This window comes from Methanosaeta sp. UBA356, assembly GCF_002496465.1.
Lineage (GTDB): Archaea > Halobacteriota > Methanosarcinia > Methanotrichales > Methanotrichaceae > Methanothrix > Methanothrix soehngenii.
Genome location: NZ_DAKC01000088.1, coordinates 28,642 through 45,075, shown reverse-complemented (window position 1 = coordinate 45,075; position 16,434 = coordinate 28,642). Strand labels below are relative to the sequence as shown.

Here is a 16,434-nt window from a genome sequence, read left to right as displayed (position 1 = left end):
CGACATTTGTCGGCAGGAGCAGAACGGCCAGAACAAGAGCATGATGTGTTCGAAAAATCAGAATCAGTGAGGTTTAATGAAGGTAAGTGTTACTGCAGGAGCATCGGGCCTTGATGCTCCCATGGATCCCAGGTTTGGGCGTTGTCCCTTTTTTGTGATAGTAGATACAGAAAGCATGAGCGAGATATCCATTGCTAACTCTAATGTCAATGCAACCAGCGGCGCTGGCATACAGGCTGCCCAGGAGATAGCCAGGCAGGGAGCAGCAGCTCTTATCACCGGAAACGTCGGCCCCAATGCCATGCAGACCCTCTCCGCAGCCAATATCGATGTTTATCAGTATCAGGGAGCAGGTAGCGTCAGAGACGTGGTGGAGAAGTTCAAGCGTGGCGAGCTTCAAAAGATCGCTGGTGCATCCGTACCTGCTCATGCCGGCATGGGCCCGGGTGGTCAGGGCGGTCAGGGCATGGGGCGAGGTGGCGGCGCTGGAAGGGGCGGCGGCCAGGGCATGGGACGAGGCGGTGGCCGGGGAGCTGGCAGAGGAGGGCAGTTTTAATGAAGATCTGCGTCCCCACCATGGGCAATTCCGGCCTGGATGAGGCCATCTGCCAGCACTTCGGACGGGCTCCCACCTTCACCGTGGTGGACCTGAATGACAATGAGATCTGCGTACTGCCCAATGTATCGGAGCACATGGGTGGGACGGGCCTGCCCACAGAGACCATATTTGCCGAGGGCGTGCAGGTGCTGATTGTAGGCGGCCTGGGTCCTAAGGCGGTCATGGCCTTCAGCGAGGCGGGCATAGACGTGTTCGTAGGTGCTACAGGCACAGTCAAGGATGCCATCGATGACTGGAGAGAGGATGTGCTGAGCCGAGCCAGCCCTGATAACGCCTGTCAGGATCATAAGCATTAGTCTTTGAATTAGAGGGGATGAGTTGAAGCTATCCATAGCTAGCGGCAAGGGCGGCACTGGCAAGACTCTGGTCTCCACCTCGCTTGCTGCCTCTCTTTATTCCCTGGGTGATGGGCGGATTGCAATCGCAGATTGTGATGTTGAAGAGCCCAATTCTCACCTTTTCTTTCCGGACAGAACCCTTCTGGAGAAAGAGAGCTGCCAGGTTGCTGTGCCGGTGATAGATGAGGAGTTGTGCACCCATTGCGGCAAATGCAGTGAAGTCTGCGCTTATCATGCTCTGGCCGTGCTCCCTGGGACGGTGCTGATCTTTCCCGAGCTCTGCCACGGTTGTGGGGCCTGTAGCATCATCTGCCCGGAGAAGGCCATAAGCGAAGGCTCTCGATCGATAGGGGAGATATTTCACGCCCGTTCCGGTGGCATGGATATCGTCTGGGGAGAGCTGGCCCTTGGCGAGGCCAGGACCACTCCTCTCATCAAAGCAGTAAAACAGAGGGCCCAGGGCGATACGGTGATCGTCGATTGCCCGCCCGGCACCTCTTGTTCTATGGTGGAGTCGGTGCGAGGGAGCGACTTCTGCCTGCTGGTCACCGAGCCCACTCCCTTTGGCCTGTACGACCTGGACATCGCCTTGAAGGTGCTGGACAAGATGAAAATCCCCCAGGCGGTTCTGGTCAACAAGAGCGGCGTGGGTGACCGGAAGCTCTATCACTACCTGGAGGAGAAGAAGATACCCCTTTTAATGGAGATTCCCCTGGACCGAAAGATAGCTGAGATCTACTCCCAGGGAGAGATATTCGTCCTGCGTATGCCAGAGTGGAAGGAGAGGTTTGTTGAATTGGCAAATAGGATTGAGGAGATGATAGCATGTTGCAGGTCGCTATAGTGAGCGGAAAAGGGGGAACCGGCAAGACCTCGATCATCGCCTCACTGGCAGCTCTCGCCCGAGGAAAAGCAGTCTTTGCCGATTGCGATGTGGACGCACCCGACCTGCACCTCATCCTCCAGCCCGAGATCCTGGAAAGGCGGGAGTTCTATGGCATCAAGAGGGCATTCATAGATAAAGAAAAGTGCATTCAATGCGGGATCTGCCAGGATTCCTGCAGGTTTGGTGCTATCGCTGATTTTGAGGTTGAAACTCCCCTCTGCGAGGGCTGTGGGGTATGCCAGCTGGTCTGTCCTGAGGATGCGGTCGATATGAGAGACGTCCAGGCCGGGGAGGCTTACATTTCCCAGACCAGATTCGGTCCCATGGTCCATGCCGAGCTGTATCCAGGTGAGGAGGCATCGGGAAAGCTGGTGGCCATGGTCAGGGAGATGGCTCGCGACCTGGCGGCAGAGAAGAATCTTGATCTAATCCTCATAGATGGCTCTCCGGGCATAGGCTGTCCGGTGATCGCATCATTGACCGGAGTCGACCTGGCGCTGGTGGTGACGGAGCCCACAGTCACTGGAGAGCACGATCTGGTGAGGCTCTTGGATGTGGCCGACCACTTCGGCATAAAGACGACCGTCTGCATCAACAAGTATGACCTCAACCCTGAGGCGGCAAGAAAGATCGAGGAGCTGTGCGGTAAGAGAGGGGTGAAGATCGCGGGAAGGCTGCCCTATCATACCTCGGTCATCGAGGCAATGGTCAAGGCGCAGGCGGTGGTGGAGATCGGAGGACCGGTGGCTGAGGCTATAGAAGATATGTACAAGGGCCTGGAGGGGCAGCTTTAGAAGGCGAATTTTTTATTAATAAGACGACGAAGATGAATTGGGGGTTTTGATCAAGATGAAAGCAAAATATCCTCTGGCCCGTGGGGCCTTGATGATCTGTCTGATGGCCAGCCTCTTCATGCTGGCCCAGGCTTATGATCCACTGGGAAGCGATATCTTCCTCATGCCAGGCGAGTCGAGAGCAATCTCTGGCCAGGACAATATTAAGACCTATATCGATCCAAATGCCGATCCACTGAGCATTGACCCGTTGATGCGTCCGATCGATCCACAGCATTCGGCGGAGTACCTGGATAAGATCAGCGGCCGGGAGTATTTGAGTCCCTTCGTTCAGATCACTCAGGATCTGCGGGGCAACTGGAGGCTGAATCTATATGGCAGCTTGCCGGGCACGGTTGATCTTACGCTCGTGCAGAACAAGGATGCAGTCTTTGGCCGGGGCATGCTCACCTCGTTCGGAACGACAAAAGACCTGTCTGCCAGCGGATGGACGGCGAAGGATGTGCTCTATCTGGATATGGTCGATATGCAGAACATGATGCTCTACCGGTGCACTCTAACCATGAGCAAAGATAATCTCTCCGGCAGCTTCAATGCTTATGATGCTCAGGGAGGGGCCTGGTCGGGAACCATACAGGGAAGCCGCCAGGCATAGATCGAATAGGCCAAAAATTATGGGCAAGAAATTTGCCCAGATGGGATAAGACTGAACAGAATTCCGCTCCCAAGATCACCGGTCAGGATCGCTTATCGAGATTCCTTGATCGGGATCTCACAGCGGATTTTGGGGCAGGATGGGCTTCGCAAAATATCCCGCAACACTCTTATTCGGCTCCTATCTTATCCTGTCTCTCAGGGCGCCTTAAGTAGAAGCTATTGCCCTGGTATTCAATTCGGAGGAGCTCTTTTTTTTCCAGCAGCTCTTCTATTATATCCCAGCTATTTCCAGATTTTTCTAAAAATCTTCTCAAGGCAGCTTCTCTCATGGGGTGAACGGAGGCGATCGCCAGGATATCCTCTTTAGCTTCGCCGGTGAAGTCGAAGCTGTCTCCCTCATATCCGACCAGGAGCTCGACCCTCTTCAGCCTCTGGCTGAATATCTGATAAGCCAGGCACAGGTTCTCCGGGGAGGGCATCTGTACCCATGATTCTGTTGGAGGACGGATGGGAACGGAGATATAGGATACTTCAGGATCGATCCCCTCCAGGAACTCAGCTAGGGCCAGGAGGCTGGCCTTACAATCGTTTATGCCGGCTAAGAGCATGCTCTCCGTGGCCAGGATGCCACTATATTCCCGGGCGAAATCTTTGATTCCCTGAAGGATCGTATCGAGCCTGAGACTGCGGTGGGGCCGGTCTATTCGCCGCCAGGCTTTATCCTCCAGAGAATCCACCTTGACCGACACCCAGTCCGCTTTGAATAGATCCTCTCGAACCTTTTCATCCCAGATCAGGGAGGCATTGCTGATCACCGCTATTTTTATGCCGAGTGTTTTGAGCATATCGATCTCTTCGCCCAGGTTGCTGTCCAACGTGGGCTCGCCGTCAGGAACAAAAGATAAGTAATCTATAGTCAGGCCTAGATCTCTTGCCTCTGCCACCTTCTGGGCCACCTGGTCGAAGATCTGCTGGGGTAGATAGTAGGAGCGGCGCTCTGCCGACATCTGCAGAGTCCTGCCCACCTGGCAGTAGGCGCAGGAATAGCTGCAGATCTTGGCAGGAATGTTGTTGATCCCCAGGGATCGTCCCAGCCTGCGGGAAGGCACAGGCCCAAAAGCTATCAATCTCTCCATCCCCCCATCTCCATTATCCTTAAAACTCGATTGAATCTCCCACCGCCAGAGGCTGGCAGCTTTCCCCCAGTATATCCTGTAGCCGGGAGAGGGCCTTCTGACCGGTGCAGTGACCCGGCCGGACAACTGCCGAGTCCAGGTCGAGCAGGGCGCGGGCGGTGGCATCTATGCGCTTATTGTCTGCACCCATGAGGTGGAATCCGCCTATCACCGCATACAGCCTTTCCTCTCCCGTTATCCTCTGGGCATATCTTATGGTGTTGATGATGCCGCTGTGGGCGCAGCCGCTGATCACAACCAGCCCCTTTCCAGGCAGATGTATGGCCAGTGATTGATCATCAGGCATGGCGTCGGGAGTATACTGGTCATTTTTCATGGTCCAGAATCCCTCAACCGTCTCCAAGGCCTCCATCCGGGGCACCTCTCCGGTGGTCATGACCCCTGGAGCCAGCGTTACCGGGCCCCGGCAGGGAAGCATTATCCCTCCAGCAGCCTCCAGCTGGTCCCGGGTGAAGGGGGCGCCTATGTACTTTAAAAAGGGCCGGACCTTCAGCTTGGGGGCGAAGATATCAGGATGGGCAACGATCGGAACCGGTGCCCTCCTCCTCTGCAGCACGCCCATCAGTCCCCCAGTGTGATCGTAGTGGCCGTGGCTGAGGCAGATCAGATCGATCTCTTCTGGATCTATATGCAGAGCATCGAGATTATGGAGCATCACCTCCGGCGTGGCCCCGGTGTCCCAGAGAAGCTTCATGTTCTCTGATCCCAGATTCATATCCAGATCCAGCAGAATGGATAGGCCGTGCTGGGCCTGCAGATGGTCGTTTTCAAGGGAAGAGGAGTTTTCAACCACAATGGTCAGACAAAGGTCCTGGAGCATGGGTTACTATACGGCCGCTGGGTGCTTAAGGATGACGCGTCAGGGCCGCTTTTTATCTGCATTTCCAGTCTTTCCAGTATGGCAGTGATCGTGGCTTTCACAGAGAGATCTTTTGGTTTCTGCCATCTCTCTGTCAGAGGAGCTTTTTTCAAGACTCCTCTCCATCCCATTTATACTCGTACGGTCTCTTCAAACTCGCTCCTCAGAAGATGGCGCGGCTCGTATTCTATTCCCTGCTCTTTTAGGTCGGCGACATAAGAGCGAAGGTGCTTTCTTGAGCCGGCCAGGAGTCCCTGATACATGGTCCTGACATCCTCGTTCTCCGCCGCCGCCAGCTCAGCCTCCAGGTCCATGATGCTTATCTCCTCGAATTCAGCCGCCACCTTCAGGGCCTGTTCATCGGACTCCAATCCCTCTGCCAGGAGGCGGTCGTGGATATCCTGCAGTGTCTGGTTTTCGAACACTCCTGGCACATCCGCCGGAAGGACAAGGCCGTACTTATCGATCACTGCCTTTGCCTGGTCCATGTGGCTCTCCTCTGATCTGGTCAGATCCAGGAAGATGGTGAGATTGTTCTTTTCATATAGCGATGAGTAGATGTCTCGGGCTGCCTTCTCCTCCTCCCAGATGAAGATGAGACCATCCTTCTCTATCGGGGTCAGCGATCCTGGGAGGGAAGCGGACGCCACACCACCAGCGCGGGTCAAGGAGAGGATGCCCTCGCCATAGGCCACATCGTGCTTCTGGCTGATGTCGGGATTGTCTGACAGCGCCCAGATGATGGAGACCGCCTGTCCAGGGGTGAAGGACTTGTCAAACCGGTCATGGGACTGGAGCGATCTCTTCAGCTCTATTGTGGTCCTGCCAGCTGATTCGCTTCCAGAAAACTCCTGGATATCGTCTGTACCACCCAACATGGTATCCTCGATATGCGGGCCGTAGTTGCCTGTGCAGTACTCATCCAATACCACAGCAGTGCCTTTGTCCACCGAGGCCAGGATTATATCGGAGTCCTTCATCCACTCCAGAGGCTCAAAGCCCAGCGCCAGCCAGCCAAGGGTGCTGCCATTCAGGGCTAGATAGAGATCTTCTTCGTCATTTCTCCAGGAGATCTGCATGTCTCCGCCGCTATAGCCCTGCCTGGTCGGGGCCTGAAGGAGCATGCTGCGGGTGTATTCCCCCTCGCTAACTATCCCATCGGCCTTCCATTCCTCTGTAGCCTGCTGCTCTGAGACCGCCGGGGCCTCTGGCCGCTCAACGCAGCCAGAAAAGGTCAGCAGCAGAGCCAGGAGCAAAACAGCATTGATCGCTCTCATATCCAAACACCATTTCAAGATATTTGGGCTGCAACATATATCAGGCTATGCCATTTGCAGCTTATTTTCTCCAATCCCTCATCTAGCTTCGACTGAGGAAAACATAGATATACCAAAACATAACTATTAATGATTGTGATTGATCATGATAAGGCTCGTCATTGCATTCCTTCTCTTGTGGCTGCTGGCGGCTTGGATTCTTGCCTGGCCAAGAAGAACGACCAGAGCATAAATCCTAAAGGTCGGGCTTTGAGATGAGATCTTAATCGACGATAGCTGGCCGGCTAGAGAGCGACAGAGAGATTGCTCTTTTATCTATCATGTTCTTCCAGAATCTCTATCAGCTCCTTTGAGGTGAACCGGCTTATCAGATCCAGCGTCCTTTTCATCTCCTCATAAAACTGCAAGGATTCCGCTAAAAGGGCTTTTAGCTTATCGTCTCTCCTGTACCCTTCATCCTTCTCTGGCTTGTACCCTTTATCCCTTGCTCTATTACAACCTTCATCCTCTTCTCTTTCCAGGTTATCTCTCACCTGAAGAAGGGCTTGCAGAATCAGATCAACCTCCTCTTTGGCTGCTGAGAGAATGACCTGCCTTTTTGCCTCGGCATCGTTCACCAGGGCGTAGCGATGCTGCTTGATGTTATGATGCACATCCTGGGGGTCGACCACTCGGCGAGCTATCCCCAGGCTCTCCAGCAGGTTCATGCTGGAACGGACGGTGGTTTTGCTGTAGCCGGTCCTCTCTGCTAGCATATCCAGGGACATGGGTTCACTCTCTAGGAAGAGGGTGCCTCGCAGAAGTCCTATTGCATCGCTCTTTCCATATTTCCGAGCTGATTTGATGCACGCCTCTATTACTGGCTTTTTCAGTTTCAGTGCTTCCCCGTCCTTCACAGCATTCCACTCGAAAGAGGCGTTTAAGTAATTTGCTCTCCCCGCGGCAAGGAAGCAAAGGATTTTATGATACAACGACCTATTTTTGTATATGAAATCATATCCATCTGGAAGCAGCGATCTGGAGCAGATGATAGGCAATGCAGCGGTTGAAGTTGCTCGCATATCAATTCAGGCGGCGAAGAAGATACTGGGTGACCTGCCAAGCGATATCTCTATGGAGAAGAGCCAGGATCAGCCTGCTATAGATCTCATGGACGGAAAGGACGAGCTGGTCGCTCTCGTATCCCTGCCGGGAAGGAGCAAGGATATGATCGATCTCCGAGTGACGGAGGACACCCTCACCATAAGCGCCAAAGCAGCGGCCCGTGAGGGAAAATACCTGCATCAGGAGATAGAGAACCGAAATGTAGAACGTGAGATCAAGCTGCCTCTTGAGGTCAAGCCGGAGCAGGTTAAAGCCAGCTTCAATAATGGCATCCTGGAGGTTCATCTTCCCAAGCTAATGGTAGTAGACTCCCAGAGAATTCAGGTGGAATGATATCGAGACCCATTTTTTTCACTAAAAAAGCAAAAAAGCCAAGCCCAAAGAAGAACTAAATGGCGACTCCTGCCACAGGCCCAAAGCCCGATCAGCGGACGGATGCAAAGACGAGGATGAACGTCCTCTTGCTGGGCGTTGTCAGCTTTCTCAACGACATCAGCAGCGAGATCATCCAGCCCATCCTCCCTCTTTTCATCGCTCAACTTGGTGGAGGCAGCATGGCGGTGGGCCTCATCGGCGGGGTGAGCGACGGCCTGCCCAGCATCCTCAAGGTCCTCTCGGGATGCTGGTCTGATCGCCTGGGCAGGAGAAAGCCGCTGGTGGTGGCCGGATATGCCATATCGGCAATGGGCAAGCTCTTCCTGCCTTTTGCCTCTGCCTGGCAGCATGTCTTCCTCCTCAAGACCCTGGAGAGAAGCGGCAAAGGAGTGAGGTCCGCTCCCAGAGACGCCATGATATCCGAGTCCACTGATCAGGGCCACAGAGGACGGGGGTTTGGCCTGCACCGGGCCATGGACTCAGCGGGTGCGGTCGTCGGCTCGATGCTGGCCTATCTCCTCTGGCAGGGCGGCTTTGGCTACCCTTCCATTCTGATGCTGGCGGGGATCCTCTCAGTGGCGGCGTTGCTTCCCTTCTACTGGGTAAAAGAGAGCTCTCGCGCTCCAGATTGCTGCACTAGCAGCATCAGATTGAATCTCTCCTCTCTATCGCCGGAGCTGAAGCGCTTTCTATTCATCGCTTGCCTCTTCGCCCTGGGCAACTTCAGCTATATGTTCTTCATCCTCCGCGCCCAGGACCATTTCTCCGGATCGATGGCAGTGGCAGCGCCCCTTCTTCTCTATCTGCTCTTCAATCTGGTCTATGCCCTCCTGGCCATGCCGGTGGGCATTTGGTCTGACCGGGTGGGAAGAAAGAGGGTTCTCTTCCTGGGATATTCTCTTTTTGCCCTGACGGCAGTTGGATTTGCCGCCGTCTCCAGCCTCTGGGGCTTGATTGCCCTTTTTGCTATGTACGGCCTGGTCTATGCCCTGGTGGACGGCTCGGAGAGGGCTTATGTCTCCGACCTCTGTCCGGCCGGACTTCGGGGCAGCTCTCTGGGCATATACTACGGGGCAGTGGGAGTGGCCTCCATCATCTCCAGCCTAGTTGCTGGAGCCATATGGTCTCTGTGGGGGGCAGAGGCTTCGTTTCTATATGGTGCTGCAGCTGCGGCTTTAGCAGCAGTGGGGCTATTGGTGATGATGAGTGGTGGTGATGAAAAAGCGATATAGATGTTTTCCATTCATTTGACGTTTTTATCAGCTGGTTGCACCCGGAACCCGCCGCCCAAAAAGAGCGCGCGCATTTATAATTAGCAAAATATACACTGCGCGGGCCAGATGACCGCTAGCCTCCTATGCCTCCACCAGCGCCCCCACCCGCAGCCTGCCGGCCATCAGCCCCTCTCGCATGACTCGGGAGAACTCACCTTGCAGGTTGGATCAGTCGATTGTGACCTGCAATTTTCACTAAGCTGAAAGCCATTCTTCTCGAGATATACCGACATCTTTCAGAATGGTCTTGATCAGGCGAACATCCACATCCCTGCCCTGATGAGGATTTGGCAATATGATAACCGTCTCTCCAATGATCATGTAAGGGTGCTTGTTGCCAGAGTGTGGTCCCTCCAGGCCCAGATTTTTGAGCTTTTTTATGAGGACGCGGTAAGGGACCGGAGTCAATTTACACAATAGCCATCGGCTCCCCAGAGACGTCTATCGTATGACCATCGATGGCCGGTATAGCAAAGCCTCTTTGCAGGCGTATGGCAACCCACTCTTCAATTACTTCAATGAGATCGTCCCGACAAGTTTCGATCGTCTCTCCGGTAGCGATCACTCCCGGAAGGCCGGCTACCGTAGCCATGTAAGAGCCATCCTCCAGGGATTCGTATTTGGCCCGACTCAAAGCTGCTCTGATGTACTCTGAGAACATAATGGATTCTATTCCAGTATGGGATTTAACTGTTATCATGAGTTAGCTCAGAGACATCCTGGAATTATAATGATGATTTCATTATGATTGCGTTGTGGCTTCTTATGCCTCTTTTCAGTGGGGCGCAGCGCGCGGTTGTTGCGCGTGATAGAGGCCGGCGACTATCAGAGCCAGGAAATACATGTGGGCTGTCGATTGTTCTTGATATATTGAGGTTAATATTAATCCTTTAAATCTGTTTTTTTAGTGGGCGACGCGCGCGGGTTTTACGCGCGGAAGTGCCCTGCCCCCCCTCAGCGCCGGGGAGGCTTGGATACAATGGCGATAAAGGACGCTGGATAGAAAAAGCGGTGATGAAAAAATGATCGATAAGCATCACTTTTGCTCAATCCGTTCTCTCTCCAGGCTTCTTAAGGATCGCTCCCGCTCCTGCCAATCGGGCATATAGGCAAAGAGAAAGCTCTTGAAGAGCATGCCGTGGTTGGGAACCAGCCTGTGCACGATCTCATGGACGAGCACGAATTCGCCAAGGCTCTTTGGAATGTTCAGAAGCTCAGCATTCAGAGTAAGATGTCCCGAAGTCGATATCGATGCCCATTTGGTCGTCATCTGGCGGATGTAGATCTGGGGGACTTTGACCCCCATTCTGGAGGCCCAGTTGCGTGCGGTCCATTTTAGATCATCGGCATCGTGCCATCTGTCTGTTGAGGCTTTGTCTATTGCGGATTTCTCCGCAAGCGACCTGTCTATTGGAGTGGTATATGCGGCTTTGACAATTATGGCTCTGTTGGTGGCAACTCTGTCTATTGGAGCTCTGTCAGTTATGGGCCTTTCCCCTGGCTTTTGCTTTTTCATTATCTCATTCCCGCCGCAACCTCAATAGGTCATCTGTAAGCTTGATGAATCTCTCTTTGCCTGCAATTGGCAGCATGTATTTGTAGAGACCTGCCCTCAATTTCTGCTCCTGCTTTTCATCCCATCGATAGTCAGGGAAGCTCTGGAATAGGGTATTGATCTCCTTTGCCTGAGCGGGCAGAATTTCCTCCACTTCTGGCTTCAGGAGTGAGTAGATGATAAAGGAACTCTCATCCAGGCCTAATCTCTCTCGTTCCTTATCTGCATTGAGATAATCCCGGGCCAGCCCCTCAAAACGGATCAATGCCTCTTGTGTGGTGATCTGTCGGTCCTCATAATCTTGCCGAATCGCCTCTGTCCTCTCCCCGATCAGTCGGAGAATGGGATTGTTACTGCCCTTGGAGGCCAGGGCGATGAGCTTTCTCAGGTTAAGGACCTTTGTGGTATCCGAGACTCCGCTATCTCTTAAGGCTTTCAACTCTTTTGGGCCCAATTCGTGAATGGCTCCTGGTGGCTCCATCGATCCGCCAGTCGTATATTTCTGCAGCAGCTCCCGGGTCTTGGCAGTGATCTCCTGGTCTACATAAACATCCATATAGGCGTTGAGGATCAGGCCATAGAGCCGGGCCAAACTCTGATAGTCATTCATGTAAGGTCGCAGAAAGGCATCGGGGGAGAGTATATCGTAGATGTTCTGCAATTGTCTGAAAAACCAGAAAAAGTTCTCCCTGACCTCCTTATCTTTAAAGTAATCGATGGCCTTCTCTTTGGATTTGTCGTCCCAACCTTTGGAGAGGGCGATATACTCCTTTGCCGGTCCGGTCATATAGGTCTCAAAGAGCAGCTTCAGGACATCGATGTTCTTGATGACCGATGCCACCAGGTCTGAATCGAAGGCCAGGGCCCGTTCCAGCTTCTCGAATATGCCCACAAAGTCCAGGACGAAGCCGCAGGGCTTGACCAGGCCGCTCTCATCCTCATAAGGCCGGTTGACCCTGGCTATCGCCTGGAGGAGGACGTGATCTCTCATGGGCTTGTCCAGGTACATGCAATATAGAATAGGAGCGTCAAAGCCTGTCAGGAGCTTCTGGGTGACTATGAGGATCTTGGGAAGGGAGTCCTTCTTCAGGAAATCTTTGCGCACCTTCTTCTCCTGATCCTCGTTGATATAGTATTTCCTCAACTCTGTGAGGTCATTATGCATTGACGAATAGACCACCTGGGAGTACTCAGGCGGCAGGTATTTGTCCAGTTCTTCTTTGTAAGCGGCACACGCGGGGCGGTCGACAGCCACCAGAAATGCTTTGAAGCCCAGAGGCTCTACATTCTCCCGAAAGTGCTGGGCCACATATCTTGCCACCTTGCCTATCCGGTCCGGGGACTTCAGCAGCTCTTTGAGCTTGACCGCCCGGTCTAAGATGGCATTGAGCTCGTCTATATCGCTGATCCCCTGGGCGGCGGCCAGATCGAGAAACTCGCTCTCCAGGGTTTCCTGGTCCACCAGAAGGTCTGAGGGGGCTATGGCATAGTTGAGCCGGACAGTTGTTCCGTCCTCGATCGATTCCGCTATGGAGTACTTGTCCAAATAGCCCTGGGGATCGTCTATGCCGAAGACCTTGAATGTGCCTTTGCCCTTAGTGAGCCTGTCGATGGGCGTGCCGGTAAAGCCGATGTAGGTGGCATTGGGGAGGGCTGCCAGAAGGTAGTTGCCCAGGTCTCCGCCTGTGGTGCGATGGGCCTCGTCCACCAGGACAATCACGTTATTTCGGGTTGACATGTCTCCCGGTATGTCCTCGAACTTGTGGATCATGGAGACGACAAGGCCCCGGTAGTCGGAGGAGAGGATCTTTCTCAGTTCGCGTTTTGAAGATGCGATCTGGGCGGAGCCTATGCCATAGCCGGCAATGTTCTTGAACAGCTGGCTTTCCAGCTCCGTTCTGTCCACCAGCATGAGGACGGTGGGCTTCTCGGCCCCGGCGCCCTGGGATTCTCTCAGGAGCTTGGAGGCGATGGTGATCATGGTGAGGGTCTTGCCCGAGCCCTGGGTATGCCAGACCAGGCCCCGCCTCTTCTCCGGGTCGCGGACTCTGGCTATGACCTTCTCCACTGCCCGGGTCTGGTGCTGCCTGAGTATGATCTTGACCAGGTCGTCGTCCCGGCTCAGAAAGATGATATAGTCATGCAGGACTTTGAGGATTCTCTTCTGGTCAAAGAAGGTCTTGACGGTGTGTTCGTAGTCGCCCTGCACTACATCCTTCCAGTTGAAGAGGTTCTTTCTGCTGGTAGACCAGGTGGCGCCGTAAAAGAATTTGATCAGTTCTGTGACCTCGAAGACCTGGGGCAAAATCAGCATCTCCGGAGTCTCAAGGTGGTAGCGCCGGATCTGGGTCATTCCCTCTGCTGCTCCATCTCTCTTCTCAGCGTTCTTCGTCTCAGCCAGTGCAACGGGAATGCCGTTGATGAGAAAGACTGCGTCCGCCCGGTTGGGGAAAGCGGCACCTTTATGCTTCCACTCATCTGTCACCTGGAAGATGTTATTTTCTGGAAAGTCGAAGTCGATGAGCTGGACATTTCTCTCCCTGTTCTCCTCCGGCACATAGATCGACTGCTCACCTCGCAGCCAGGAGAGAGCGTCCCGGTTGCCCTCGATGCTGGGACGGAGGAGGTTGAGCTTGCGCAGGATCTCCGAAGCGCGGGATGGGTCGAGCACAGCTGGATTGAGCTTCTGGAGCTGGGCCAATAAAATGTCTGAGAAGTAAAGGCCCGCCTCGCCACCTCGCAGGAGGAGAGCATCTTTTGGACTGACATAATGCCAGCCGATCTGGTCGACATAGCGCAGCATGGGATTTTGGACGGAGGAGCGTTCGGTCATCGGGACGGATCCTGCTAAACTTCTTCCTGTTCACCCTCGGATTCAATATCAGGCGATTCCGTGAATGGCTGGAATACTCCTTTGCAGACCGATTCAATCATACGACATAACCTTTCTCGTCTGTCTACAATAAACGCTTGCCAATTGTCCTGGATCAAGATGTTTGAATCGATGGCATGACTTCTCAATATATCGTCATACGAAGCAGCACCAAGTTTATCTCTCCAGTTTTGGACGTAATTGGATGGTTTGTTGCCGCTGATACTCCTGTTTGCCGTGGCACTTATTAGGGTCTTATTAACGATGGTATTTGCCCGTGGGTCACTAATTTCAAGCTCTTTTAATGCTTTGGTCGGGAATATATGATGGTGATCCTGCTGTGTATCATGGAATATTTGAACATTTAATCCTCCACCACCACTAAAATCCATGGCGCCATTTTGAGCCAGCAAGCACAAAACTCCTTTGTAAATCGCATTACGAATAGACGAGATCTCCTGGATAGCATCTGATCTGAAGATAAAGGTTCGTACTGCCTCCGGTTCGGGCCCTCCATCCACCCAGCTAACAACTTGTTCAAAGTCCAAAGCAGAATATGTTTCCACAGGGCCACTGTAACGCTGACTGAAAACGCTGCACCAATACCATTGTCTTATCTTTGGCCATGCAGCCTTTGCATTTATGTCGCCCTTGCGGTTCTTGATATCAGCAAAAATAGCTGCCAATGGTATTATCATGGTGGAGTATGGTAGAATGCGTTCGGAAAGTATTCCTTGGCCCATCATGAAGGCAGATGATTCTTTATAGCCGTCCAATAGAATCTTCCACCACTTCTCCACTGTGCTCTTATCCAATTCCATGAGGTCGCGTTTGCGAGAGCCAACGGCGAGGCGAGATTTAGGATTAGCTCTTTTCTTCTCCAACGAATCAAGCAAGGCTAAGCTCTGCAAGAATCCCGTTCCATTGAGGGGCTGCATTTGAAGCAGGTTATTACTTTTAAAATCTTTTACGACATCGTTCCATTTATCATTGAGAGAGAATCCCTGCGCCCAGAGGATAGCTGTGCACAGATCAAAAACATCAAGAGGCAATCCCTGACTATTAACTTTCTCAAAAATATGACAAATAGCGCTGAGCGGCATATCTGCATTCAATTCGACCACTGGGAAGGGATAATTGCGGATGAGATCCAACCATGGGTGAACCAAATTGCCCCATTTTTTTTGCAGTTGCTTGTACTGCTTCATGTCGTCATGAGCCTGCAAAGAGAGGTAGTTCATCATCCATTCAGCGAGCTCGCCATTGGCATCAAAAGTTAAGTTTAGCGGTAATGCTCCCGCTGATAATTCATCATCAAGCGTGGTTAGCTCATAAACCGGCTTCAAGCCCAAATAGCGAATCCTTCTGCCATCCTTCTCCTGGAGAACAAAGAATAAGGCGTCTTCAAAATGTGGCTCCCCAACATCTATGCTGCCATCGGGATCTGACATGAGGTGTGGAATATCGAGATAAAAATGGAACTTCCTGCCTCTATATTCCACACCCTCTTTTCTGTAGAGTGCTTGGTATAAGCTGGTGAGCCTCTGTTGGCCATCCAGGACCATGAGGTTAGGCTCGTCCTCCAGCTTATCACCAGAACCTTGGAAGGGGCGGAGTGCAAAACTGTTGGAAACTACAGGCATAGTGAGAAGGCTGCCCGCGGGATATCTGTAAGCAACAGAAACTATGAGCTCACGAACCCTCTCTGGCTCCCATATCCATGGGCGTTGAAAGTTCGGTAAAGCTGTTTTATGGTTATTTATGCCAGGAAGTAATTCGATGAGCGGAATAGATTTAGGCGTGAACAGGCTGCCCTTCCCGAGTACGGACAATATCTTAACCTCCTACATCTTGCCGTAAATAGTAGAAGGGTAATTAACTTGTCGCTCCTGCTTCTATATGACTGTTGTAGAGAGCGCCCTGTATCAGTTCCACAACCATATTCGATGTAGTATTAAGACCGGATGAGGACGGCTATTATGTTGCCACAGTCCCAGAGCTTCCTGGCTGCCATTCTCAAACGAAAAGCCTTGATGAGCTGATGAGCCGAATTAAGGAGGCTATTCTGCTCTGTCTAGAAGAGGAGAAGAAAGTTGAGATGAGCAGCTTCGTAGGGGTGCAGGTCGTTGAGGTTGAGACCGGTTAGCGCAGAGAACGGTCTGCAATCGGATTTCTCTTAATCACCACATACCTCTTTTCAGTGGGCGCCGCGACTAAAGGCGGTAGTGCCTCAGGCCCCCTCAGCGCCGGGGTGGCTTGGATACAGTGGCGGCAAAGGTTGCTGGATAGTGCAGCACCTGCAATATCGATTTTTTGGAAATGAGAATTGAGCGAAGCCCCAAATATTATAATTATACAAATATGTCTCCGGCGGTCCAGCTGACCGTTCGCCTCCAACCACCGTCTCCAAGCGGATCTCTATGCCACCACGTTAAATTGAAATAGAATAGGAAAGAAAATTGATCATAATGGNNGGATTTTGGACGGAGGAGCGTTCACTCATGAGATTTCGCCTGACCTTTTGCAGTCTCTAACTTCATGGAATAATTAATGTGTCGGCTGGAGAAATGTTTTCTTTAGATTAATATTAATCCTTGAAATCTGTTTTTTTTAGTGGGCGACGCGCGC

General features: G+C 52.6%; 16 protein-coding genes. 8 read left to right on the top strand and 8 right to left on the bottom strand.

Features of this window, described 5'->3' with window-relative positions; genetic code table 11:
• Nucleotides 1-76: 76 nt before the first annotated feature.
• From BP727_RS08065 to BP727_RS08045, 5 genes are read left to right on the top strand one after another with little or no spacing between them, the layout of a single operon-like run.
• Nucleotides 77-556: a NifB/NifX family molybdenum-iron cluster-binding protein gene (locus BP727_RS08065; protein ID WP_013718570.1), complete on the top strand. Its 480-nt coding sequence runs from the start codon at nucleotides 77-79 to the stop codon at nucleotides 554-556.
• Nucleotides 556-915: a NifB/NifX family molybdenum-iron cluster-binding protein gene (locus BP727_RS08060; protein ID WP_013718571.1), complete on the top strand. Its 360-nt coding sequence runs from the start codon at nucleotides 556-558 to the stop codon at nucleotides 913-915. The genes BP727_RS08065 and BP727_RS08060 overlap by 1 nt, the downstream gene beginning before the upstream one ends.
• A gap of 22 nt (nucleotides 916-937) precedes the next feature.
• Nucleotides 938-1,801: a P-loop NTPase gene (locus tag BP727_RS08055; RefSeq protein ID WP_013718572.1), complete on the top strand. Its 864-nt coding sequence runs from the start codon at nucleotides 938-940 to the stop codon at nucleotides 1,799-1,801.
• The gene (locus BP727_RS08050) at nucleotides 1,783-2,637 is read left to right on the top strand and encodes an ATP-binding protein (RefSeq protein ID WP_013718573.1); all 855 of its coding nucleotides are present in this window, start codon (nucleotides 1,783-1,785) and stop codon (nucleotides 2,635-2,637) included. Before BP727_RS08055 ends, BP727_RS08050 begins: the two co-directional genes overlap by 19 nt.
• A gap of 55 nt (nucleotides 2,638-2,692) precedes the next feature.
• On the top strand, nucleotides 2,693-3,292 hold the full coding sequence (locus BP727_RS08045; protein ID WP_276620285.1) for a hypothetical protein: 600 nt from the start codon (nucleotides 2,693-2,695) through the stop codon (nucleotides 3,290-3,292).
• A 169-nt stretch (nucleotides 3,293-3,461) separates the two neighbouring features.
• On the opposite strand, the gene BP727_RS08040 is transcribed toward BP727_RS08045, so the two are convergent.
• From BP727_RS08040 to BP727_RS08025, 4 genes are all read right to left on the bottom strand, one after another.
• The gene (locus tag BP727_RS08040; protein ID WP_273271183.1) at nucleotides 3,462-4,430 is read right to left on the bottom strand and encodes a radical SAM protein; all 969 of its coding nucleotides are present in this window, start codon (nucleotides 4,428-4,430) and stop codon (nucleotides 3,462-3,464) included.
• Between the two features lie 19 nt (nucleotides 4,431-4,449).
• Nucleotides 4,450-5,310, bottom strand: coding sequence for an MBL fold metallo-hydrolase (locus BP727_RS08035; protein ID WP_286858224.1), 861 nt, complete (start codon nucleotides 5,308-5,310; stop codon nucleotides 4,450-4,452).
• A gap of 170 nt (nucleotides 5,311-5,480) precedes the next feature.
• Nucleotides 5,481-6,626, bottom strand: coding sequence for a DUF2202 domain-containing protein (locus BP727_RS08030; protein WP_273279027.1), 1,146 nt, complete (start codon nucleotides 6,624-6,626; stop codon nucleotides 5,481-5,483).
• A gap of 311 nt (nucleotides 6,627-6,937) precedes the next feature.
• Entirely contained in the window at nucleotides 6,938-7,522 is a 585-nt protein-coding gene (locus tag BP727_RS08025; RefSeq protein WP_157863648.1) for a GbsR/MarR family transcriptional regulator, read from the bottom strand.
• Between the two features lie 91 nt (nucleotides 7,523-7,613).
• Between BP727_RS08025 and BP727_RS08020 the strand changes: the two genes are divergently transcribed.
• Nucleotides 7,614-8,063, top strand: coding sequence for an Hsp20/alpha crystallin family protein (locus BP727_RS08020; protein WP_052297515.1), 450 nt, complete (start codon nucleotides 7,614-7,616; stop codon nucleotides 8,061-8,063).
• 59 nt (nucleotides 8,064-8,122) lie between these two features.
• Nucleotides 8,123-9,337 (top strand): MFS transporter, encoded by a 1,215-nt coding sequence (locus BP727_RS08015; RefSeq protein WP_232844326.1) that lies wholly within the window; start codon nucleotides 8,123-8,125, stop codon nucleotides 9,335-9,337.
• A gap of 451 nt (nucleotides 9,338-9,788) precedes the next feature.
• Here the strand turns inward: BP727_RS08015 and BP727_RS08010 are convergent, their stop codons facing one another.
• From BP727_RS08010 to BP727_RS07995, 4 genes are all read right to left on the bottom strand, one after another.
• A complete protein-coding gene (locus BP727_RS08010; protein ID WP_273466080.1) occupies nucleotides 9,789-10,040 on the bottom strand; it encodes a type II toxin-antitoxin system HicB family antitoxin in 252 nt (83 codons plus the stop codon).
• 375 nt (nucleotides 10,041-10,415) lie between these two features.
• Nucleotides 10,416-10,895, bottom strand: coding sequence for a M48 family metallopeptidase (locus BP727_RS08005; RefSeq protein ID WP_273271190.1), 480 nt, complete (start codon nucleotides 10,893-10,895; stop codon nucleotides 10,416-10,418).
• Between the two features lie 4 nt (nucleotides 10,896-10,899).
• Nucleotides 10,900-13,767 carry a type I restriction endonuclease subunit R gene (locus BP727_RS08000; protein WP_286858219.1) on the bottom strand — a complete coding sequence of 956 codons (2,868 nt, stop codon included), beginning with the start codon at nucleotides 13,765-13,767 and terminating at the stop codon, nucleotides 10,900-10,902.
• A 14-nt stretch (nucleotides 13,768-13,781) separates the two neighbouring features.
• The gene (locus BP727_RS07995) at nucleotides 13,782-15,638 is read right to left on the bottom strand and encodes a DUF262 domain-containing protein (protein ID WP_286858217.1); all 1,857 of its coding nucleotides are present in this window, start codon (nucleotides 15,636-15,638) and stop codon (nucleotides 13,782-13,784) included.
• A 107-nt stretch (nucleotides 15,639-15,745) separates the two neighbouring features.
• Between BP727_RS07995 and BP727_RS07990 the strand changes: the two genes are divergently transcribed.
• Nucleotides 15,746-15,952: a type II toxin-antitoxin system HicB family antitoxin gene (locus tag BP727_RS07990; RefSeq protein ID WP_286858256.1), complete on the top strand. Its 207-nt coding sequence runs from the start codon at nucleotides 15,746-15,748 to the stop codon at nucleotides 15,950-15,952.
• The last annotated feature ends 482 nt before the right edge of the window (nucleotides 15,953-16,434 follow it).

Coding starts and splice junctions, on each gene's coding strand:
- BP727_RS08065 (WP_013718570.1), top strand. CDS start 77: ATGAAGGTAAGTGTTACTGCAGGAGCATCGGGCCTTGATGCTCCCATG.
- BP727_RS08060 (WP_013718571.1), top strand. CDS start 556: ATGAAGATCTGCGTCCCCACCATGGGCAATTCCGGCCTGGATGAGGCC.
- BP727_RS08050 (WP_013718573.1), top strand. CDS start 1,783: ATGTTGCAGGTCGCTATAGTGAGCGGAAAAGGGGGAACCGGCAAGACC.
- BP727_RS08045 (WP_276620285.1), top strand. CDS start 2,693: ATGAAAGCAAAATATCCTCTGGCCCGTGGGGCCTTGATGATCTGTCTG.
- BP727_RS08040 (WP_273271183.1), bottom strand. CDS start 4,430: ATGGAGAGATTGATAGCTTTTGGGCCTGTGCCTTCCCGCAGGCTGGGA.
- BP727_RS08035 (WP_286858224.1), bottom strand. CDS start 5,310: ATGCTCCAGGACCTTTGTCTGACCATTGTGGTTGAAAACTCCTCTTCC.
- BP727_RS08030 (WP_273279027.1), bottom strand. CDS start 6,626: ATGAGAGCGATCAATGCTGTTTTGCTCCTGGCTCTGCTGCTGACCTTT.
- BP727_RS08020 (WP_052297515.1), top strand. CDS start 7,614: ATGAAATCATATCCATCTGGAAGCAGCGATCTGGAGCAGATGATAGGC.
- BP727_RS08015 (WP_232844326.1), top strand. CDS start 8,123: ATGGCGACTCCTGCCACAGGCCCAAAGCCCGATCAGCGGACGGATGCA.
- BP727_RS08010 (WP_273466080.1), bottom strand. CDS start 10,040: ATGTTCTCAGAGTACATCAGAGCAGCTTTGAGTCGGGCCAAATACGAA.
- BP727_RS08005 (WP_273271190.1), bottom strand. CDS start 10,895: ATGAAAAAGCAAAAGCCAGGGGAAAGGCCCATAACTGACAGAGCTCCA.
- BP727_RS08000 (WP_286858219.1), bottom strand. CDS start 13,767: ATGACCGAACGCTCCTCCGTCCAAAATCCCATGCTGCGCTATGTCGAC.